The organism is Pseudomonas sp. FP1762, from assembly GCF_030687105.1.
GTDB lineage: Bacteria > Pseudomonadota > Gammaproteobacteria > Pseudomonadales > Pseudomonadaceae > Aquipseudomonas > Aquipseudomonas siliginis.
Genome location: NZ_CP117458.1, coordinates 1,558,075 through 1,576,383, shown reverse-complemented (window position 1 = coordinate 1,576,383; position 18,309 = coordinate 1,558,075). Strand labels below are relative to the sequence as shown.

Sequence of the window (18,309 nt, the reverse complement as noted above, 5' to 3'; positions counted from 1 at the left end):
AACAAGTTACTCACTATTATTCAATTTTAAAGAAAGTCAATCGGTCCTAGCCTGACGGTCATCGCTCCGTTGAAGGAAGCCCGACCATGTCGCCGCTGATACGTTTATCCGCCTGTTTCGTTGCCCTGATGATGGCCATGGGCATCGGCCGTTTCGCCCTGACGCCACAGATGCCGCACCTGCTCAGCGAAGGGCAGATCGACCTCACCGCCGCCGGGCTGATCGCGGCGGCCAACTACCTCGGCTATCTGCTTGGTGCTGTGGATGCGATGTTCGCGCAGCGGCCGCAGCAGGTGCAGCGACGGCTGCATGGCGGGCTGTGGCTGTGCGTGCTGCTGACACTGGCGTCGTTCTGGGCCAGCGGTTTCTGGTCGCACCTGCTGTTGCGCTTTGGCACCGGGGTGGCGAGTGCCTGGGTGCTGGTGATGATTACTTCGCTCAGCCAGCCGCTGGCGGCGGCAGCGGGTCGCCCGCGCTGGGGTGCTCTGGTTTTTGCCGGGCCGGGTCTGGGGATTTTTCTCACAGGCTTGCTGGCGCTGGTCTCACATCGATTGCAGCAGACATCGGCAACCCTGTGGCTGATTTACGCGGCGGCTGCGCTGCTGATGATGCTCGGCGTCTGGCGGTTGTTACCGCAGCCCACGGCGGCAGCGAGGCCAGCGACAATGCATGTGAAAACAGCGAATCGAGGCATTGGCCGACTGGCGCTGGTGTATGCGCTGTACGGCATCGGCTACATCATTCCGGCGACGTTTCTGGCGCAAATGGCCAACGCGCAGTTTCATGGCCAGTGGCAGGCAGATCTGTTCTGGCCGTGTTTTGGCCTCGGCGCGGCGATCGGTGTGTGGCTGGTGAGCTTGCGTCGGCATGATCCCGAGACCACGCGGCACTGGCTGATGGCGACGCTGTGGCTGCAAGCGGCCGGAGTGTTCGCCTGTCTGCTGGGCAGCGGCCTCGGCCTGGCGTTGGGGGTGATCCTCTGCGGCACGCCGTTTCTGGCGTGCATGCAACTGGTCATGCAGCGTTCGCGAGAGCTGGCGCCCCACGACACTCAGCGCAACGCCGGGATGCTCACGGCGTGCTTCGCTGTCGGCCAGCTGAGCGGCCCGCTGCTGGCGGCGCTGAGCAGCCATTTCAGCGGCGGTTTGCAGCCGGCGCTGCTGATCGCCGGCGCCGGCCTGTTGCTGGCCGGCGCGCTGGCGATGCAGGCCAAGGCTACTGGCCCAGCGCCTTGCGCAAACGCCGACGCAGCCACTGCTCGGCGCTGACGAAGGTGATGCCGAGCAGCACCAGCACGGCGCCGATGACGAAGTTCAGGCTCAACTGTTCGCCGAGCAGCAGCACGCCGAAGGTCACGCCGAACAACGGCGTCATGAACGAAAACACCGCAAGGTTGGCCGCCAGATAACGGCGCAGCAGCCAGAACCACACCAGGTAGCTGAAGAACGACACCACCAGGCCCTGGAACAGCACACTGGCCACCGCCACGGTGGTCAGGCTGACGTGGGTGATCTGGCCGCTGAACAGCGCGATCAACAGCAGGCCGATGAAACCGACCAGCAACTGATAAAACAGGGTCAATGTCACCGGCGCTTCCGACAGTCGCGAGGCCCGCACCACCACGGTGGTCGCGCCCCAACAAGCGCCGGCCAATACGCCGAAGGCATCGCCCAGCAGCATGCGCCGATCAAGGTTGTCCCACGACACACCGCCGGCGAAGGCAATCGCAATGCCGATGAACGCCAGCAGAATCCCCAGCCATTGCAACGGGCGCAACCGCTCGCTGGCGAGCAGGAAATGCACGCCCAGTGCGGTGAAGATCGGCGCGGTATACAAGAACACCGACATGTGCGCGGCGGTGGTCAATTGCAGGCCTTCGGCGATGAACAGGAATTCCAGACCAAACAGCGCACCGGCCAGCAAACCGCCGCGCCAGGTGCTGCCGACCTGATCCCAACCGCCCTTCCAGCAGATCAGCAAACCGACCAGCAAAGCCGAGATTCCTGAACGCCCTGCCGCTTGCATCACCGGCGCGATGTCAGTCGCCGCCCATTTGATCAGGACTTGCTGCACACCCCAGATCAGGCACAGGCCGATCATCACTTGCAGGGCAAAACCGTCGGCATTGCGCCGCTCGGCACTCACCGCAACACCTCGAACACACACAACATGGCAGGCCATCCATTGGTCAGGAAACAGTGTCGGGGATTATCAATCAGATGCGCGGAAAAAGCCGTCTGGAAAAGACCTTTATTTGGTCAGTGGCGTCAGCGCTGAATGGTTGACGGCTGCGCCGTCATTCGCGGGCAAGCCCGCTCCCACAGAGGGTTCGGTGAACATGTGGGAGCGAGCCTGCTCGCGAAGAGGCAGCATTGCCAACACAACTGCCGGAGCAGCTCAGGCAAACCGCTTCGCAACCAAATAACCCACCGTGCAAGCAACCGCCGTCGCCACTGTCCCCCACGCCCAATCCATCAAACTCACCTGCACCGACCAGTCGCGCAATGTCGCCCAATTGGTCAGGTCATAAGTGCCGTACGCCACCAGCCCCAACAGCGCACCCAGCTTCGCCGCTCGCTGCCAGCTCAGCGCCGGCAAGACCACGAATACCACGCAGCCAATAACGTACAGGCAATAAAAAACCGCTGCGGGCAACAGCAGCGGTTTATCCAGCATCAGCGAACCGAGCAGTTCGCGATAGGTCGGCGCCATCAGCAGCCCGAGCCAGATGCCATCGAGCAGCAGAAACGTCAGTAGCGTCGAGACGTATGCGATCAGCGCCTTTTTCATTGGCTCACCCCTTTTAGATGTGGGAGCCGCCGATTTTCAAGATCAAGATCAAAAGATCGCAGCCTTCGGCAGCTCCTACCATGGGCCTGCGGTGAGTCAGGTTAGTTCAATACGATCGGCGTGGATCACGATCTTGCCTTCCTTGTACAGCGAGCCGATGGCTTTCTTGAAGTTGCCCTTGCTGACGCCGAACAGGCTGCTGATCAACGCCGGATCACTCTTGTCACTGACCGCCAGGGTGCCGTCGTTTTCGCGCAACTTGCCGAGGATCTTCGAACTCAGGCTGCTGGCCGCTTCCTGGCCAACCGGTTGCAGGCTCAGGCTGATCTTGCCGTCGGCGCGCACTTCCTTGATGAAGCCTTTCTCGCGCATGCCCGAACGCATGAACTTGAAGATTTCGTTCTTGTGGATCAAGCCCCAGTGCTTGTTGTTGATGATCGCCTTGAAGCCCATGTCGGTGGCTTCGGCAACCAGCAGATCAACTTCCTGGCCCGGGCTGTAGGTGGCCGGGGTCTTGTCCAGGTAACGATCGAGGCGCGCGGTGGCGGTGATGCGGCGCGTGTGTTTGTCGAGGTAGACGTGCACCACGCAGTATTCGCCAGCGGTCATCTGGCGCTTTTCTTCCGAGTACGGCAGCAACAGATCTTTCGGCAGGCCCCAGTCGAGGAACACGCCGATGCTGTTGACTTCAACCACTTTCAGGCTGGCAAACTCGCCGACCTGAACTTTGGGTTTTTCCGTAGTGGCGAGAAGTTTGTCTTCGCTGTCCAGATAGATGAATACGTTGAGCCAGTCTTCATCTTCGCTGGGAATATCTTTGGGGATATAACGGTTGGGCAAAAGAATTTCGCCGTCGGCACCGCCGTCCAGATATAAACCGAAGTTAGTGTGTTTAACCACTTGCAAACTGTTGTAACGCCCGACTAAAGCCATTTCCGAAACCCTCAATACGTGGGCGGCATTCTACCCGTTTTTGCCGCAGACGTCGGGCGACAGATCCTCGCAGCGGAAAATCTGCGTCAACCTGTTGATTTTGCTTGATCACTGCCCGGTGAGGTGCCGCTCGTCAGTCCGGCCGGGCGGCTTACGGCTGCGCACAATTGCCTCACGCCGATTCGATGTTCTTATTTAAAACAGGGAGTTAGCTAAAAATTAACAGTGTCGATCAGGCAATAATACAGCGCTGGGCTTGGTTATTCCGGGGGATATTTACCAAGCTATTGTCAAGTTATTCCTGTACGATGCCTGGCCGAGTTACTTTTCTAAAGGTTAATGGCCGCCATGCGTGTAAAAGCATCCACCAGCAAAGCAAAGCCAGCTCCAGCCGTTGAAACCAGCGAATCGATCAACGATCAGATCGCAGCATTCCTCAAGTCCGGCGGCGAGATCCAGCAAATTGCCAAAGGCGTCAGTGGCCAGACATTCGGCCCGTCCAAGCAGATCAGCCTGGGCAAGAAGTAACACCGGTTTTACCCCGTCCAGAGGCGCTTTGAGCTTCGAAGCGCCTGGACTGGCACCGCGCAATCCCCCTTCGCTTTAAACAATAATCCTCAAAAATCGACGAACGGCCATCAATGCCGGTTATTCGCCGGTATCCTTGCACGCGTCTAGATCAAGCGTTTCAGCAGGCCTTCGCCCTGCGCTCGCGGTTCATGGAGTGACGCATGCGCCCATTTTCCTGTTTATTGTTCGTCAGCCTGCTGTCAGGCGCGACCGCGCACGCGCAGGTTTTTCAGGGTGAACTGGGCGACTTCGATCTCAAGCTCGGCACCACGCCCAGCCGCAGCATGGCCCAGGGTCTGGTGAAACCGGCGGCGGTCGGCTCGTTTCACGGCGGCCTCGACCTGAGCCACGACAGCGGCGTGTATTTCGGCCAGTACGCGCCGAGCATGGGCATCAGCCCGGGCAAGAACCTCGAGATCGATTCCTACGTCGGCTTCAAGCAGCCGTTCGATCAGGTGCTCGGCTATGAAGTCGGGATGATCCATTACAGCTATCCCCGCGTGGACACCCTCGACAGCCAGGAGCTGTTCGGCGGTCTGACTCTGCTCGGCAGTCGCTTCGGCATCGCATTGAGCAACGACCCGGATAAACAGAACAACACCTTGTTTGCCGACCTCACCGGCAATCAGCCGTTCGGCATCGGCGTGAGCATGAAATACACCACCCATCAACTGAACACACCGGTGGCGGTGGACGGTGGTTATGTCAGCAGTTTCACCGATTGGTCGGTGAAGCTGTCGCGACCATTCATGGGCGTCGATCTCGATCTGATCTACAGCAATTCCAGCCTTAGTGGCAGCGATTGCTCGGCCTATTCCGGGCACAACAGCGAGTGCGACGGCCTCGTCACCCTCAAGGCTGTACGCACGTTCTATTGATCGGCTGAACTGCCGCGCGCATCCTGCATCACATAAGAATCAGATTTCCGACGCCAGGCTCTCGCAAGGATTTGCCCATGTCTCGCTGGTTCAAACAGATTGCCGCCCTGCTGATCTTCACCCTCGCCCTCGGCGCTTGCAGCCGCGTGGGCCTGGCCTACCGCAACCTCGACGTGATTATTCCATGGTCGCTGAGTGACTACGTGGACATGAACGGCGAGCAGAAAGACTGGTTCAACGACCGGCTCAAAGAACACCTGAGCTGGCACTGCACCACGCAGTTACCGGGTTACCTCGACTGGCTGGACCGATTGCAGGCCATGGTCGAGAGCAATCAGGTCAGCGACGTCGCCCTGCAGGAGCGCACCGCCGAAGCCAAGCAGGCCATTGCCGAAACCGCCCGGGAAATCACCCCTTCGGCCATTGAGTTGCTGCAGGGCCTGGACGATAAACAGGTCGCAGAAATGAACGACGCGTTTGCCAAGGATTTGCGCAAACGTCAGCAGGAATACGTGAAACCGCCGTTGGCCCAACAGATCAAGGAACGCGGCGAGCGCATGGAAAAACGCCTGAACGACTGGCTGGGTCCGCTCAGCGACACACAGAAACAACGCGTCGCGGCCTGGACCAACGCCTTGGGCGACCAGAACACTCAATGGATCGCCAACCGAGCGCACTGGCAGCAACAGTTCAGTGCCGCCGTTGCGCAACGCCAAAGCCCGGAATTCCCACAACGCATCGAGACACTTCTAGTCAACCGCGAGCGGTTGTGGACAGCGGACTACCGCGAGGCCTACGCCAACACTGAAGCCCAGGCACGCTCGCTGTTTGTCGATCTGATGGCGCAGAGCACGCCGCAACAGCGTGAGCGGTTGTTGAAGAAAATCGAGAAAGTGCGTAAGGACTTCAATGACCTGAAATGCCTGAAGGCCGCGCAGAAACCTTGAGATTACTGGAATCCAATGTGGGAGCGAGCCTGCTCGCGAAAGCGGTGTATCAGACAGTTCAATGTCACTGACAAACCGTATTCGCGAGCAGGCTCGCTCCCACAGGGGGATTTCGCTGGCTCAGGCGATTTGAGCCTTTGAAGCGACTTCATCAAATGTCACCTCATCCAGCGCATCCTCCTGCTCATCCAGCACCTGACGCGGGTGGTCGTTGCCGGGGATGCTGCTGTCGATCAGGCTCAGCAGGCTGGAACCGCGCTGCGTCAGAATGAAATTGTTGCCGGTACTGCCTTCATGATCCGGACGCGGCTCGATATAACCACGGTCAAGCAGCAGACTTTCATACTCACAGGCCAGCGTTTTCAAATGGTCGAGATTCTCGATCGGCTCGCCGGCGCTGGCTTTCTCGGCCGCGTAGGCTTCGGCATAAGCGCGGGGAGCGAAGCTCTGTCCAGCGCTGTTCTGCACTTCATGCAGCAAACGTTCAATCAAATCCCAGTTATAAGTTGTCATCCTGGTTCAACCTCCGGTGCGGGTGATTTGTGCCGCTTTCAAAGGTTGTGACCCAAGCGCTGCGCAGCCGTTCAGCCGCATATCTTCGCGGCGACCGACCGGCGGTCTGTCGATTCTCTCGCTGGTTAAACGACTAGTCTGAAACAGCCGGTTCAACCCGCAGGAGACATGGTCATGAACGTTGCAAACCATCCGGTGGTATCACGCGAAGAATGGCTCGCTGCCCGTCAACAGCATCTGGCCCACGAAAAAGCCTTCACCCGGGAACGCGATCGCCTCAGCGCCGAGCGCCGCGCCATGCCGTGGGTGAAAGTCGACAAGGACTATCATTTTCAAGGGCCGAACGGCGAGCTCAAGCTCAACGACCTGTTTGGCAACAACAGCCAGTTGGTCATCTATCACTTCATGTTTGCCAAAGGCTGGGAGCAAGGCTGCCAGGGCTGCTCGTTCCTCAGTGACCACATTGATGGAGCCAACCAGCACCTGGCCCATCACGACGTCGCAGTTGTCGCCGTTTCCCACGCGCCGTTGCGCGAGTTTCAGGCGTTCAAACAACGCATGGGCTGGAAATTCGACTGGGTCTCGTCAGAAGGTTGCGATTTCAATTACGACTTCGGCGTCTGCGCCCGGGCTGAAGATGTCGCCGAGGGCAAGGCTACCTACAATTACGAAAAAACCGACAGCGCCGAGGAAGAAATGCCGGGGCTGAGCGTGTTTTATCGCAATGACGAAGGCGAGATTTTTCACACCTATTCAACGTACGCACGCGGTCTGGACATGCTGGTCGGCGCTTACCACTACCTTGATCTGACGCCCAAGGGCAGGAATGAAGACGAGATCATGGAATGGGTGCGACATCATGATCGGTATGACGGTGTGCCGAAGTCGGGTTGCTGTCATGGTGAGCAGCGATCTTGAGTTCACTGTGGAGAAAACACACGAGGACCTGTGGGAGCGAGCCTGCTCGCGAAAAACGATTACACGACAAGGCGGTGCTAACGTGTCGCCTGTTTCGCGAGCAGGCTCGCTCCCAAGGAGAACAATGTCTGGTTGGGAATTTGGCACGCACGTCGAAATGTTGTTCAACGCTGTATCGTTTGTGCCGTATTAAGCCGACAGGGCTCTGCGGATGTGCGTCCGCTATAATACGAGGTTCTGACATGGACAGGCGCCAATGCAAAAGCTCAGTTTAGAAACCAAAAAAATCTGGTTTGCCAAGCATCGCAAAGCCAACTTCGCAGCGAGTTTGCGTCTTGAAGGTTTCGTTCCGTCTGCTTGTGAAGGCGAGATCAAGCTGCCGACGCGAGAGGCCGCGTTGAAAGCTATCTTGCAATTAGCTGAAACGTAGCTGTGGACTTTGATCCGCATTCCTCCTGCGAAGCTTACTGAACTTTTGCCACGCTTCAGCCCTCAACCGGTTAACCCGCCTTAACCGGAACTGAGGCCTGCCCATGAAAATCCTGATCAAGCTCTCCCTCGCCGCCACTCTCGCCTGCGCCCTGCCCGTCTGGGCCTGCACGCCGGAAGAGGCGACGATCAAACGCGAACAACTGGCCAAGGAAGTCTCCAAGCTCACCGAGCAGAATCCGGAAAAAGCCAAGGAGATTAACGCCGAGTTGCAGAAAATGGATCTGGGCACGGCCAGCGCCGATCTGCCGGACAAGTGCCAGTTGATCGATCAGCGTTTGAAGGAACTGGGGTCGGCAGAGAAAAAAGCCGACAGTTGAGGACGAAAAAAAAACCGGACATTGTCCGGTTTTTTTATGCGCGTTCTAAAGCTTACTCAGCCGCAGGTTCTGCTGGCTTGCGACGCTTGAGCGGGGCCATGCCGTCGCTGCTCACCAGAGAATCCGGCTTTGGACGGTTGACGCTCTTGCGCTTGGTCGGCGTCTTGGCGGCGGTTTTCTTCTTGTCGCCCTTGGCGTCGGTCTTTTTCTTTTTCACGCCGACGGCTTTGCCCGAGGCCTTGACCTTTTTCGGCCCGCCGTAGGTGCCTTTGACTTCCTTGATCGTGCGGCGCTCGAAGCTTTGCTTCAGGTAGCGCTCGATGCTCGACATCAGGTTCCAGTCGCCGTGGCAGATCAGCGAGATCGCCAGGCCATCGTTGCCGGCGCGGCCGGTACGACCGATGCGGTGCACGTACTCGTCGCCGCTGCGTGGCATGTCGAAGTTGATCACCAGATCCAGACCGTCGACGTCCAGACCACGGGCCGCAACGTCAGTCGCGACGAGGATCTTTACGCCGCCCTGTTTCAGTCGATCGATCGCCAGTTTGCGATCCTTCTGGTCTTTCTCGCCGTGCAGCACGAACGCCTTGTATTCCTGGGCCACGAGGCGGCCGTAGATGCGGTCGGCCATGGCGCGAGTGTTGGTGAAGACGATGGCCTTCTGGTAGGTCTCGTTGGCCAGCAGCCAGTTCACAATCTGCTCTTTGTGCTGATTGTGGTCGGCGGTGATGATTTGCTGACGAGTCGTCGAGTTGAGCTGGCTGACCGCGTTGAGCTGCAGGTGCTCCGGGTTGTTCAGGACCTTGGCGATCATTTCGCGCAGACCGGAACCGCCGGTGGTCGCGGAGAACAGCATGGTCTGCTGACGGTTCGGGCACTCATCGACCAGACGCTGCACGTCTTCGGCGAAACCCATGTCGAGCATGCGGTCGGCTTCGTCGAGCACCAGCACTTCGACTTCTTTCAGGTCGAGGTTGCCGGCATTGAGTTGCTCGATCATCCGTCCCGGGGTGCCGATGAGGATGTCCGGCACTTTGCGCAGCATGGCGGCCTGCACCTTGAAGTCTTCGCCGCCGGTGATCAGGCCGGACTTGATGAAGGTGAACTGCGAGAAGCGTTCGACTTCCTTCAAAGTCTGCTGGGCCAGCTCACGAGTCGGCAGCAGGATCAGCGTCTTGATGCTGACGCGGATCTTCGCCGGGCCGATCAGGCGATTGAGGATCGGCAGGACGAAAGCGGCGGTTTTGCCGCTACCGGTTTGCGCCGTCACCCGCAGATCACGCCCCTGGAGCGCCAGCGGGATGGCCGCGGCTTGCACTGGCGTTGGCTCGACAAATTTCAGCTCGGCCACGGCTTTGAGCAGGCGTTCGTGCAGGGCGAATTGGGAAAACACGGGTGCTACCTCGAAGATATGCAAAAAAACAGCTGCATAGGTTACCGGTTTCGAGCGCTCAGGCCGAGTTTCTTTGTGCAAACGCCGACAATCAGTGGTTTTTTTGTTGCCCGATTTGTCACTCGCTGCAATACACAGCGTCTTAAATGCTCTAATCGGCCCTCGCGTCTTACAGAAGAAACGTTTCGCTCATGGATATCAAACAGCTCTGGCTCAAAGCCCAAGGCCTCTGGGGCACGCTCGAAGAGCACCCACTTCTGCAATCGGGACTGGCGCTGCTGGTGCTGCTGGTCATCGCGCTGGTGCTCGGGCGAGTGGCGCGTTACCTGATCCTGCACGCCAGTCGCATGCTCGGCCGCCAACCGGCGCTGCACTGGATCAACGACTTTCGCCACAACAAGGTGTTTCAACGACTGGCGCAGATGACGCCGTCGCTGGTGATCCAGTTCGGCCTGCACCTGGTGCCGGAGCTGAGCAAAACCGCGATGAATTTCCTCGGCAACGTCGCGCTGGCCTTCACCATTCTGTTCCTGCTGCTGGCGGTCAGCGCCCTGCTCAACGCCCTGCTCGACATCTACGCGCGCACCGAGCATGCGCGTACACGCTCGATCAAAGGCTACGTGCAACTGGCGAAAATGGTTTTGTACGTGTTCGGCGCGATCATCATCGTCGCCACTCTGATCGACCGCTCGCCGCTGTTGCTATTGTCCGGTCTGGGTGCGATGTCGGCAGTGATTCTGTTGGTCTACAAGGACACGCTGCTGTCGTTCGTCGCCAGCGTGCAGCTGACCAGCAACGACATGCTGCGGGTCGGCGACTGGATCGAGATGCCGCAAGTCGGCGCCGATGGCGACGTGGTCGACATCACGTTGCACACGGTCAAAGTGCAGAACTTCGACAAGACGATCGTCTCGATCCCGACCTGGCGCCTGATGTCCGAATCATTCAAGAACTGGCGCGGCATGCAGCAGTCCGGCGGTCGGCGGATCAAACGCAGCCTGTTCATCGATGCCAGCGGCGTGCGCTTCATCCGCGACGACGAGGAAGAAAAGCTTTCGCAGGTGCACCTGCTGACCGACTACATGGGCCGCAAGAAAGCCGAGCTCAAGGCCTGGAATGAGGCCCAGGGCAATGTCGCGGCGATGTCGGCCAACCGCCGCCGCATGACCAATATCGGCACCTTCCGCGCCTATGCGCTGGCGTATCTGAAGAGTCACCCGGAGATTCAGCCGAACATGACCTGCATGGTCCGGCAGATGCAAACCACCGCGCAGGGCATTCCGCTGGAAATCTACTGCTTCACCCGCACCACGGTGTGGGCCGATTACGAGCGGATTCAGGGGGATATTTTCGATTACCTGCTGGCGGTGTTGCCGGAGTTTGGCTTGAGTCTGTATCAACAGCCGAGTGGCGGGGATTTGCGCGCCGGATTGCTGCCGGCGGTGTTGGGCTCGGCGAGTATTCCCGAGCCGGAAAAACACCTGATGTAACCCAAAGATCAAATGTGGGAGCGAGCCTGTTCGCGAATGCAATGTGTCAGTCGACCCATACTTATCTGACCCAGCGCCTTCGCGAGCAGGCTCGCTCCCACAGGGGTTATGCGGCGGCCGGGGATTTGCGGATACCCAACCGGCTGATCCACACAGCCGCCAGAATCACACCCCCGCCAAGGAACAACCGCCCCAGTTCCTCATGCTGATTCCAGATCAGCAGATTCAACAACAATCCCACCGGCACATGCAGGTTGTTCATCACCGCCAGGGTACCGCCGTTGACCATGCACGCGCCCTTGTTCCACCAGTACAGACCCAGCGCCGTCGACACCAGTCCGAGAAACAGCAACACCGCCCATTGCAGCGGCGCTTCCGGCAGGAAGTTCGACTTGCCGAACAACAGGAACGCTGGCAGCACAACCGCCAATGCGCCCAAGTAGAAATAACCGAAGCGGCGGTAATGCGGCAGGTCACTCGGATGCTTCGCCACCAGATGCTTGTACAGGACCTGCCCGGCGGCATAAGTGAAGTTGGCCAGTTGCAGCAGCAGGAAGCCCATGAAGAAGTCGGGACTGATGCTGTCGAAGCGAATCACCGCCGCACCCCCGACTGCTACCAGCGCAGCTATCAACGCCCACGGGTTGAAGCGGCGGTTCAGCGCGTCTTCGATCAACGTCACGTGCAGCGGCGTGAGAATGGTGAACAGCAACACCTCCGGCACCGTCAGCACGCGGAAGCTCAGGTACAGGCAGACGTAAGTCACCCCGAACTGCAACGCGCCGATGAGCAACATGCCACGCATGAACGCCGGCTCCACCGAACGCCAGCGCGTCAACGGAATAAACACCAGCCCGGCCAACACCACACGGACCAGCACCGCAAAGTAACTGTCGACATGCCCAGCCAGGTATTCGCCGATCAGACTGAAGGAAAACGCCTGGATCAGCGTGACAAAAAGTAGATAGCCCATGCTCGCCTCGAAAATCGAATGGCGGCGACGATAGCGGTTTTTCGGATGGGCTCCAACAGCAAACGGCGCCGGAATCAAAAGCCCCTCACCCTAGCCCTCTCCCGGAGGGAGAGGGGACTGACCGAGGTGGTTGGGCAAGCTACGCCGACATGAAATACCGCATCGAATCCAAAGAAGCCAAAAACCGGCCCTCCACCGCTCAACACAATGAGCGCAAGCTCGAGTACCGCTCTTGATCTTGATCCACCCGCCCCGTCGGCAGGCTGAGCGGAGGGATCGATCCCGCAGCGAAGGAACCCCGAGCCCCAGCGAGCGGGCCGAACGTTGGGGCACAGACCTTTGGTTACTTTGGGGCGTTTGCCAAAGTAACCCGCTGTAAGAGCGGAACCTCCAGCCGCAACACCGCAGTAACGGATATTCACCCAAAACCCCAAGAGCCTGGTCGGCCCAAAGGCCGCCAAGAAAACCCAGACAAAAAAAAGCCCGATCTCGCTAAAGCGTTCAATCGGGCTACAGCACTCAGGAGCAAAAGTGCAAAGGGAGGTTCGATGCGCGTGGAACCTTGAAGGGGTTGCGCCAGGTCACTTAAACAATCGGCGATTATCTGGCGATTAACCGATCAAGCGACCTGAGACAGTTTGGCGTTGGCCTGATTCAGGCCCTTCTCCTGGAAGTCACCGCCCAGGTTCATGCCCTCAGCATGGATAAAGGTCACGTCGTTGATCCCGATGAAACCCATCACCTGACGCAGGTACGGTTCCTGATGATCCGCCGGGCCACCGGCATACACGCCACCGCGAGCGGTCAGGACAAAGGCGCGCTTGCCGCTGAGCAGACCTTGCGGGCCGGTTTCGGTGTACTTGAAGGTCACCCCGGCACGCAGCACATGGTCAAGCCAGGCCTTGAGCGTGCTCGGGATCGCAAAGTTGTACATCGGTGCAGCCATCACCAGCACGTCGGCGGCGAGCAGCTCATCAGTCAATTGGTTGGAGCGGTCCAGCGACGCCTGTTCGCTGTCGTTGCGCTGTTCGGCGGGCTTCATCCAGCCGCCCAGCAAGTTGGCGTCCAGATGCGGCACCGGGTTGGCGGCGAGGTCACGCACGGTGATCTGATCGGCAGGGTGCGCGGCTTTCCACTGAGCGATGAAGGTCTGGGTCAGTTGACGGGAAACCGAGTCTTGCTGGCGGGCACTGCTTTCGATGATCAGAACGCGGGACATGGTGTGTAGCCTCCATCCGAGAATGTTGTAAGTCGATGGAGTGAAGGTTAAACAGAGTCGAATCGATGAAAAAGCGCAAATATCCGCTGTAATCCATCGATAAATTCGTTTATAAGCTAGACCCATATCCCCTGTGGGAGCGAGCCTGCTCGCGAAAGCGGAATGTCAGTCACATCATCTCTGGATGACACTCCGTCTTCGCGAGCAGGCTCGCTCCCACAGGGAAATAGCGTTATTTCGGGGTGCAGGTCAGTTTGATGCGCAGCTTGATGATCTCGCGGGTGAACTTGGCCGTGGCGTTTTTATGCTTGCCCGCCGGGACATCGATGCTGCGCGTGCGCGGTGCTTCCGGGCCGTTGCTGAACACCGCACGGCAGGTCGCGTCGACATCACCGTAGTTGGCCACGCGGATCGAGCCGATGTCGTTGTCCGTGTCGTAAGTCTCGTAGTCGATCTTCATGCCGTTGAGATCCTTTTGCACATCGATCGGATAGGCAAACGCGGTCAACGGCAGCAGCGCCAGCACCACACAACAGAATTTTTTCATTCGGCAGTCTCCATGAGGGACGGCCAGCTTAGGACAAGAGGAGCTATTGATGAAAGCGCCCCGCGTGACCCTTGATCAATGGCGAACGTTGCAGGCCGTGGTCGACCACGGCGGATTCGCCCAGGCCGCCGAGGCCCTGCACCGTTCGCAATCGTCGGTGAGCTACACCGTCGCCCGCATGCAGGATCAGCTCGGCGTGCCGTTGCTGCGCATCGACGGGCGCAAAGCTGTGCTCACCGAGGCCGGCGGCGTGTTGTTGCGCCGTTCGCGGCAATTGGTCAAACAGGCCAGCCAACTCGAAGACCTCGCCCATCACATGGAGCAAGGCTGGGAAGCGGAAGTGCGGCTGGTGGTCGACGCCGCCTACCCGAGCGCGCGGATCGTCCGCGCGCTGACCGCGTTCATGCCGCAGAGTCGCGGCTGCCGCGTGCGTCTGCGCGAGGAAGTGTTGTCGGGGGTCGAGGAAGTGCTGCTCGAAGGCGTGGCGGACCTGGCGATCACCGGCCTGAGCATTCCGGGCTACCTGGGTGCGGAGTTGAGCGATGTCGAGTTCGTCGCCGTTGCCCACCCTGATCATCCGCTGCATCGGCTCAACCGCGAGCTGAGCTTTCAGGATCTGGAAACCCAGATGCAAGTGGTGATCCGCGACTCCGGCCGCCAGCAGCCGCGCGATGTCGGCTGGCTCGGCGCCGAGCAGCGCTGGACCGTCGGCAGCCTTGCCACCGCCGCGACCTTTGTCAGCAGCGGCCTGGGTTTTGCCTGGCTACCGCGACACATGATCGACCGCGAATTGAAGGATGGTTCGCTCAAGCTGCTACCGTTGGATCGAGGCGGCAGCCGCAATTCGAGCTTCTATCTGTATTCGAACAAGGACAAACCCCTGGGCCCGGCCACGCAGATCCTCATCGAACTGCTGCGCACCTTCGACACCTTGCCGCTGGACGCACCGTTCGCCGCACCTGAACAAGCCTGACACGGAGTTCACCGATGGCGTATTTCGAGCACGAAGGTTGCAACCTGCACTACGAGGAATATGGCCACGGTGCGCCGCTGCTGCTGGTTCACGGGCTCGGCTCGAGCACCCTGGACTGGGAAATGCAGATCCCGGCGCTGGCCGCGCACTACCGGGTGATCGTCCCGGACATTCGCGGCCACGGGCGCTCGGACAAACCCCGCGAGCGCTACAGCATTGCCGGGTTCAGCGCCGACCTGCTGGCCTTGATCGAGCACCTGCGCCTCGGCCCGGTGCACTACGTCGGGCTGTCGATGGGCGGGATGATCGGTTTTCAGCTGGCCGTCGATCAGCCGCAGGTGCTCAAGAGCCTGACCATCGTCAACAGCGCGCCACAAGTCAAATTGCGCACCCGCGACGACTACTGGCAGTGGTTCAAACGCTGGAGCCTGATGCGCCTGCTCAGCCTGGAAACCATCGGCAAAGCCCTCGGCAGCAAACTTTTCCCCAAGCCGGAACAGGCCGATCTGCGACGGAAAATGGCCGAACGCTGGGCAAAAAACGACAAACGTGCTTATCTCGCCAGCTTCGATGCGATCGTGGGCTGGGGCGTTCAGGAACGACTTTCCCGGGTGTCCTGTCCAACGCTCGTCATCAGCGCCGACCGTGATTACACACCGGTGGCGTTAAAAGAAACCTATGTAAAACTGCTGCCGGATGCGCGGCTGGTGGTCATTGACGACTCGCGCCATGCCACCCCGCTCGATCAACCCGAACGCTTCAATCACACGCTGCTGGATTTTCTCGCCACAGCCGACCTTCACTCTCAGGATCACTGACCCATGCTGAAAAAACTCGCCCTCGCCGCCAGCTCCGTACTGTTTGCCGCCAACCTGATGGCTGCTACCCCGGCCAAGGCGCCCCACGTGCTGCTGGACACCACCAACGGCCAGATCGAAATCGAACTGGACCCGGTCAAGGCACCGATCAGCACGAAGAACTTCCTTGAATACGTCGACAGCGGTTTCTACAACAACACCATTTTCCACCGCGTGATCCCGGGCTTCATGGCTCAGGGCGGCGGCTTCACCCAGCAGATGCAACAGAAAGACACCAAGGCGCCGATCAAGAACGAAGCCAGCAATGGCCTGCACAACGTTCGCGGCACCCTGTCGATGGCGCGTACTTCCAACCCTGATTCGGCGACCAGCCAGTTCTTCATCAACGTTGCCGACAACGCATTCCTCGATCCGGGCCGTGACGCCGGTTACGCGGTGTTCGCCAAAGTGGTCAAGGGCATGGACGTCGTAGACGTCATCGTCAACTCGCAGACCACCACCAAACAAGGCATGCAAAACGTGCCTGTCGACCCTGTGATCATCAAGTCGGCCAAGCGCATCGACTGAGTTTCGCCGGGCATATCGAGCGGCGCCGGGCTGAGCCTGCGCCGCTCGCACTGATAAAAGGAGAGCCCGGATTCCGGGCGGTTATCTGATGCTCTATCGCCGTTTCGAACAACTTATCGATATCTTCCGCGACGCCCCGACGGCGTCCCCGCCGGACCGCGTCTGGCCCTTCTACGTCTATTACCTGAAGCAGGTCTGGCCGAGTTTCGCTGCCCTGCTTGTTATCGGCCTGTTTGCCTCATTGATTGAGGTTGCGCTGTTCAGTTACCTGAGCCGCATCATCGATCTGGCGCAAGGCACGCCCAACCCGAATTTCTTCAGCGACCACGCCCTCGAATTGACCTGGATGCTGGTGGTCGCTCTGGTGCTGCGACCGATCTTCTTTGCTCTGCACGACCTGCTGGTGCATCAGACCCTTAGCCCCGGCATGACCAGCATGATCCGCTGGCAGAACCACAGTTACGTGCTCAAGCAGAGCCTGAATTTCTTCCAGAACGACTTCGCCGGGCGCATAGCCCAGCGCATCATGCAGACCGGCAACTCGCTGCGCGATTCCGCCGTGCAAGCGGTGGACGCGCTGTGGCACGTGGTGATCTATGCGATCAGCTCGCTGGTGCTGTTCGCCGAGGCCGACTGGCGCCTGATGATCCCTTTGCTGACCTGGATCGTCGCCTACATCGGCGCGCTGTATTACTTCGTGCCGCGCGTGAAAGAGCGTTCGGTGGAAGCCTCTGACGCGCGCTCGAAATTGATGGGCCGTATCGTCGACGGCTACACCAACATCGCCACGCTGAAACTGTTCGCTCACACCAACTTCGAACAGCACTACGCCAAGGAAGCGATCGAGGAACAGACCGTCAAAGCGCAGATGGCCGGTCGCGTGGTGACCAGCATGGACGTGGCGATTACCACCATGAACGGCCTGCTGATCGTCGGCACCACCGCGCTGGCATTGTGGCTGTGGACGCAGTCGCTGATCACCGTCGGCGCGATTGCCCTGGCCACCGGCCTGGTGATTCGCATCGTCAACATGTCCGGCTGGATCATGTGGGTGGTCACCGGCATTTTCGAAAACATCGGCATGGTCCAGGACGGTCTGCGCACCATTTCGCAACCGGTCAGCGTCACCGACCGCGAGCAGGCCAAACCGCTGGCCGTGGCCTCGGGCGAAGTGCGTTTCGAGCACGTGGATTTTCACTACGGCAAGAAGAAAGGCATCATCGGCGACCTCAATCTGACGATAAAACCGGGGGAGAAAATCGGCTTGATCGGCCCGTCCGGCGCCGGCAAATCAACCTTGGTCAACCTGTTGCTGCGCCTGTACGACGTCGAGGGCGGGCGCATCCTGATCGATGGGCAGAACATTGCCGAAGTCGGCCAGGAAAGCCTGCGTGCGCGGATCGGCATGATCACTCAGGACACCTCGCTGTTGCACCGCTCGATCCGCGACAACTTGCTTTACGGCAAACCCGACGCCACCGACGCTGAACTGTGGGAGGCGGTGCACAAGGCTCGCGCCGATGAGTTCATTCCACTGCTGTCCGACGCTGAAGGCCGCACCGGTTTCGATGCCCATGTCGGCGAGCGCGGGGTGAAACTGTCGGGCGGTCAGCGCCAGCGCATCGCGATTGCGCGGGTACTGCTCAAGGACGCGCCGATCCTGATCATGGACGAAGCCACTTCGGCGCTGGACTCGGAGGTTGAAGCGGCGATTCAGGAAAGCCTCGAGACCTTGATGCAGGGCAAAACCGTAATCGCCATCGCCCACCGTCTCTCGACCATCGCGCGCATGGACCGTCTGGTGGTGCTGGAAAACGGCAAGATCGCCGAGAGCGGCACCCACGCCGAACTGCTCGCCCATCGTGGCTTGTATGCACGGTTGTGGGCGCACCAGACCGGCGGGTTTGTCGGCATCGACTGATGCCTGGCGGTGCGGTGAAAAAACTGTGGGAGCGAGCCTGCTCGCGAATG

20 protein-coding genes are annotated in these 18,309 nt (G+C 59.5%); 12 read left to right on the top strand and 8 right to left on the bottom strand.

What is annotated here, in order from left to right:
• The first annotated feature begins 86 nt into the window (after positions 1–86).
• Positions 87–1,268 (top strand): MFS transporter, encoded by a 1,182-nt coding sequence (locus PSH90_RS06930; RefSeq protein ID WP_252868977.1) that lies wholly within the window; start codon positions 87–89, stop codon positions 1,266–1,268.
• Here PSH90_RS06930 and PSH90_RS06925 read toward each other — a convergent pair.
• From PSH90_RS06925 to PSH90_RS06915, 3 genes are all read right to left on the bottom strand, one after another.
• Complete coding sequence (locus PSH90_RS06925) at positions 1,216–2,145, bottom strand: DMT family transporter (RefSeq protein ID WP_041478962.1); 930 nt, start codon at positions 2,143–2,145, stop codon at positions 1,216–1,218. The genes PSH90_RS06930 and PSH90_RS06925 overlap by 53 nt on opposite strands.
• A gap of 252 nt (positions 2,146–2,397) precedes the next feature.
• Positions 2,398–2,790: a DUF2177 family protein gene (locus tag PSH90_RS06920; RefSeq protein WP_150636587.1), complete on the bottom strand. Its 393-nt coding sequence runs from the start codon at positions 2,788–2,790 to the stop codon at positions 2,398–2,400.
• A 96-nt stretch (positions 2,791–2,886) separates the two neighbouring features.
• A complete protein-coding gene (locus tag PSH90_RS06915; RefSeq protein ID WP_016771157.1) occupies positions 2,887–3,723 on the bottom strand; it encodes a S1 RNA-binding domain-containing protein in 837 nt (278 codons plus the stop codon).
• Between the two features lie 339 nt (positions 3,724–4,062).
• Here PSH90_RS06915 and PSH90_RS06910 point away from each other — a divergent pair, with 339 nt between their 5' ends.
• The 3 genes from PSH90_RS06910 (at position 4,063) to PSH90_RS06900 (ending at position 6,118) form a co-directional block, all read left to right on the top strand.
• Positions 4,063–4,251 carry a hypothetical protein gene (locus PSH90_RS06910; protein ID WP_016985943.1) on the top strand — a complete coding sequence of 63 codons (189 nt, stop codon included), beginning with the start codon at positions 4,063–4,065 and terminating at the stop codon, positions 4,249–4,251.
• A gap of 203 nt (positions 4,252–4,454) precedes the next feature.
• Positions 4,455–5,171, top strand: a complete 717-nt coding sequence (locus tag PSH90_RS06905; protein ID WP_095180675.1) for a TorF family putative porin — start codon at positions 4,455–4,457, stop codon at positions 5,169–5,171.
• A gap of 77 nt (positions 5,172–5,248) precedes the next feature.
• Positions 5,249–6,118 carry a DUF6279 family lipoprotein gene (locus tag PSH90_RS06900; protein ID WP_056783661.1) on the top strand — a complete coding sequence of 290 codons (870 nt, stop codon included), beginning with the start codon at positions 5,249–5,251 and terminating at the stop codon, positions 6,116–6,118.
• A gap of 120 nt (positions 6,119–6,238) precedes the next feature.
• Here PSH90_RS06900 and PSH90_RS06895 read toward each other — a convergent pair whose 3' ends face one another.
• On the bottom strand, positions 6,239–6,631 hold the full coding sequence (locus tag PSH90_RS06895; protein WP_095180673.1) for a transcriptional regulator: 393 nt from the start codon (positions 6,629–6,631) through the stop codon (positions 6,239–6,241).
• Between the two features lie 174 nt (positions 6,632–6,805).
• On the opposite strand from PSH90_RS06895, the gene PSH90_RS06890 reads away from it, so the two are divergent.
• From PSH90_RS06890 to PSH90_RS06880, 3 genes are all read left to right on the top strand, one after another.
• Positions 6,806–7,549 carry a thioredoxin family protein gene (locus PSH90_RS06890; protein ID WP_305382416.1) on the top strand — a complete coding sequence of 248 codons (744 nt, stop codon included), beginning with the start codon at positions 6,806–6,808 and terminating at the stop codon, positions 7,547–7,549.
• 256 nt (positions 7,550–7,805) lie between these two features.
• Complete coding sequence (locus PSH90_RS06885; RefSeq protein ID WP_110645024.1) at positions 7,806–7,979, top strand: YhfG family protein; 174 nt, start codon at positions 7,806–7,808, stop codon at positions 7,977–7,979.
• A gap of 103 nt (positions 7,980–8,082) precedes the next feature.
• Positions 8,083–8,358 (top strand): hypothetical protein, encoded by a 276-nt coding sequence (locus PSH90_RS06880; RefSeq protein ID WP_041478956.1) that lies wholly within the window; start codon positions 8,083–8,085, stop codon positions 8,356–8,358.
• Positions 8,359–8,410: 52 nt separating this feature from the next.
• Here the strand turns inward: PSH90_RS06880 and PSH90_RS06875 are convergent, their stop codons facing one another.
• Positions 8,411–9,751: a DEAD/DEAH box helicase gene (locus tag PSH90_RS06875; protein ID WP_024012040.1), complete on the bottom strand. Its 1,341-nt coding sequence runs from the start codon at positions 9,749–9,751 to the stop codon at positions 8,411–8,413.
• A gap of 191 nt (positions 9,752–9,942) precedes the next feature.
• Between PSH90_RS06875 and PSH90_RS06870 the strand changes: the two genes are divergently transcribed.
• Entirely contained in the window at positions 9,943–11,241 is a 1,299-nt protein-coding gene (locus PSH90_RS06870; protein ID WP_056783642.1) for a mechanosensitive ion channel family protein, read from the top strand.
• Positions 11,242–11,347: 106 nt separating this feature from the next.
• On the opposite strand, the gene PSH90_RS06865 is transcribed toward PSH90_RS06870, so the two are convergent.
• From PSH90_RS06865 to PSH90_RS06855, 3 genes are all read right to left on the bottom strand, one after another.
• Positions 11,348–12,214 carry a carboxylate/amino acid/amine transporter gene (locus PSH90_RS06865; RefSeq protein WP_217879511.1) on the bottom strand — a complete coding sequence of 289 codons (867 nt, stop codon included), beginning with the start codon at positions 12,212–12,214 and terminating at the stop codon, positions 11,348–11,350.
• A 619-nt stretch (positions 12,215–12,833) separates the two neighbouring features.
• Positions 12,834–13,433, bottom strand: coding sequence for an FMN-dependent NADH-azoreductase (locus PSH90_RS06860; protein WP_041478822.1), 600 nt, complete (start codon positions 13,431–13,433; stop codon positions 12,834–12,836).
• 232 nt (positions 13,434–13,665) lie between these two features.
• Positions 13,666–13,980: a hypothetical protein gene (locus tag PSH90_RS06855; RefSeq protein ID WP_016771198.1), complete on the bottom strand. Its 315-nt coding sequence runs from the start codon at positions 13,978–13,980 to the stop codon at positions 13,666–13,668.
• Positions 13,981–14,029: 49 nt separating this feature from the next.
• On the opposite strand from PSH90_RS06855, the gene PSH90_RS06850 reads away from it, so the two are divergent.
• The 4 genes from PSH90_RS06850 (at position 14,030) to PSH90_RS06835 (ending at position 18,259) form a co-directional block, all read left to right on the top strand.
• Positions 14,030–14,953, top strand: coding sequence for a LysR family transcriptional regulator (locus tag PSH90_RS06850; protein ID WP_016771199.1), 924 nt, complete (start codon positions 14,030–14,032; stop codon positions 14,951–14,953).
• 14 nt (positions 14,954–14,967) lie between these two features.
• Positions 14,968–15,771: an alpha/beta fold hydrolase gene (locus PSH90_RS06845; RefSeq protein ID WP_252885531.1), complete on the top strand. Its 804-nt coding sequence runs from the start codon at positions 14,968–14,970 to the stop codon at positions 15,769–15,771.
• A 3-nt stretch (positions 15,772–15,774) separates the two neighbouring features.
• On the top strand, positions 15,775–16,338 hold the full coding sequence (locus PSH90_RS06840; RefSeq protein ID WP_305382414.1) for a peptidylprolyl isomerase: 564 nt from the start codon (positions 15,775–15,777) through the stop codon (positions 16,336–16,338).
• Positions 16,339–16,426: 88 nt separating this feature from the next.
• Positions 16,427–18,259 (top strand): ABC transporter ATP-binding protein, encoded by a 1,833-nt coding sequence (locus tag PSH90_RS06835; protein WP_056783633.1) that lies wholly within the window; start codon positions 16,427–16,429, stop codon positions 18,257–18,259.
• The last annotated feature ends 50 nt before the right edge of the window (positions 18,260–18,309 follow it).

Excerpts from the sequence above, each read along its gene's own strand:
- PSH90_RS06930 (WP_252868977.1), top strand. The coding sequence starts at position 87 with ATGTCGCCGCTGATACGTTTATCCGCCTGTTTCGTTGCCCTGATGATG.
- PSH90_RS06920 (WP_150636587.1), bottom strand. The coding sequence starts at position 2,790 with ATGAAAAAGGCGCTGATCGCATACGTCTCGACGCTACTGACGTTTCTG.
- PSH90_RS06915 (WP_016771157.1), bottom strand. The coding sequence starts at position 3,723 with ATGGCTTTAGTCGGGCGTTACAACAGTTTGCAAGTGGTTAAACACACT.
- PSH90_RS06910 (WP_016985943.1), top strand. The coding sequence starts at position 4,063 with ATGGCCGCCATGCGTGTAAAAGCATCCACCAGCAAAGCAAAGCCAGCT.
- PSH90_RS06905 (WP_095180675.1), top strand. The coding sequence starts at position 4,455 with ATGCGCCCATTTTCCTGTTTATTGTTCGTCAGCCTGCTGTCAGGCGCG.
- PSH90_RS06900 (WP_056783661.1), top strand. The coding sequence starts at position 5,249 with ATGTCTCGCTGGTTCAAACAGATTGCCGCCCTGCTGATCTTCACCCTC.
- PSH90_RS06895 (WP_095180673.1), bottom strand. The coding sequence starts at position 6,631 with ATGACAACTTATAACTGGGATTTGATTGAACGTTTGCTGCATGAAGTG.
- PSH90_RS06890 (WP_305382416.1), top strand. The coding sequence starts at position 6,806 with ATGAACGTTGCAAACCATCCGGTGGTATCACGCGAAGAATGGCTCGCT.
- PSH90_RS06885 (WP_110645024.1), top strand. The coding sequence starts at position 7,806 with ATGCAAAAGCTCAGTTTAGAAACCAAAAAAATCTGGTTTGCCAAGCAT.
- PSH90_RS06880 (WP_041478956.1), top strand. The coding sequence starts at position 8,083 with ATGAAAATCCTGATCAAGCTCTCCCTCGCCGCCACTCTCGCCTGCGCC.
- PSH90_RS06870 (WP_056783642.1), top strand. The coding sequence starts at position 9,943 with ATGGATATCAAACAGCTCTGGCTCAAAGCCCAAGGCCTCTGGGGCACG.
- PSH90_RS06865 (WP_217879511.1), bottom strand. The coding sequence starts at position 12,214 with ATGGGCTATCTACTTTTTGTCACGCTGATCCAGGCGTTTTCCTTCAGT.
- PSH90_RS06860 (WP_041478822.1), bottom strand. The coding sequence starts at position 13,433 with ATGTCCCGCGTTCTGATCATCGAAAGCAGTGCCCGCCAGCAAGACTCG.
- PSH90_RS06855 (WP_016771198.1), bottom strand. The coding sequence starts at position 13,980 with ATGAAAAAATTCTGTTGTGTGGTGCTGGCGCTGCTGCCGTTGACCGCG.
- PSH90_RS06850 (WP_016771199.1), top strand. The coding sequence starts at position 14,030 with ATGAAAGCGCCCCGCGTGACCCTTGATCAATGGCGAACGTTGCAGGCC.
- PSH90_RS06845 (WP_252885531.1), top strand. The coding sequence starts at position 14,968 with ATGGCGTATTTCGAGCACGAAGGTTGCAACCTGCACTACGAGGAATAT.
- PSH90_RS06840 (WP_305382414.1), top strand. The coding sequence starts at position 15,775 with ATGCTGAAAAAACTCGCCCTCGCCGCCAGCTCCGTACTGTTTGCCGCC.
- PSH90_RS06835 (WP_056783633.1), top strand. The coding sequence starts at position 16,427 with ATGCTCTATCGCCGTTTCGAACAACTTATCGATATCTTCCGCGACGCC.